This is a genomic window from Pseudoalteromonas sp. MMG024, from assembly GCF_021654175.1.
In the GTDB taxonomy this organism is placed as follows: Bacteria; Pseudomonadota; Gammaproteobacteria; order Enterobacterales; family Alteromonadaceae; genus Pseudoalteromonas.
Genome location: NZ_JAKFZO010000053.1, coordinates 1 through 907, shown reverse-complemented (window position 1 = coordinate 907; position 907 = coordinate 1). Strand labels below are relative to the sequence as shown.

1 protein-coding gene is annotated in these 907 nt (G+C 38.5%); it reads left to right on the top strand.

The features are described 5' to 3' along the window. Positions 1–232 precede the first annotated feature (232 nt). The coding region (locus tag L1068_RS21810; protein ID WP_237131958.1) for a transposase at positions 233–907 on the top strand (675 nt) is incomplete at its 3' end.

Sequence of the window (907 nt, the reverse complement as noted above, 5' to 3'; positions counted from 1 at the left end):
CTTGTATGGATAATACACCCATCTTAATTATTCTTTTTATACCGATTTAGGGTAAGGTGAGGCCCAGGCTTTAGCTGCAACTAAAGCCTTCTTTTACAGTAGTTCGATTGATTGCAGGCTCCTCTGTCGAGAGACCGATAACAAGAAAGAACGCTGTAAAAGACTCCAAGCACCACACTCGAATAGTCTACTGGGCCTCGAGCCCGCATTATGCAAGCAAGAGTTAGCTTATATGAATACTAAAACAAATCAAAGCATTAACATCGGTGTCGATACCGGTAAATTTCAACTCGATATTTATATTCGACCTTTAGATATTTATTTCACTGTTTCTAACGATGACAAAGGAATAAAAGAAGCCTTAAACGAGATTAAAAAGCACAAACCCGAACGTATTATTATCGAAGCCACGGGTAGATTAGAAATGCCATTCATTATGGCCTGCGCTAAAGCAGGTTTACCTTTTGTCATTGCCAATCCAGTTCATGTAAAACGCTTTGCTGGCGCTATTGGTCAACGTGCTAAAACGGACAAGCTCGATGCTAAACTTATTGCGCATTATGGTGAGGCTATTAAACCATCGTTATCTCAGTTAAAGCCTGAAAATATGCAACTTATGAGTGATTTAGTTGCACGTAGAAACCAATTACTCGTGATGCAAACGATGGAGAAAAACCGTCTGCAAATCTTGCCTAAAGAATTAGCAATGACAATCAAACCAATCCTGACTGCATTTAAAAATCAAATACTCAAAATTGAAAATAAAATCCTTAAATTGATTGAGGCATGTCCTGAATATCAAGCAAAAAATCACCTTCTTCAAAGCATGAAAGGCATTGGCAAAATAGCTGCTGCATCCATTATTAGTAACCTGCCTGAACTCGGCTATATGACCAACAAACAAGCT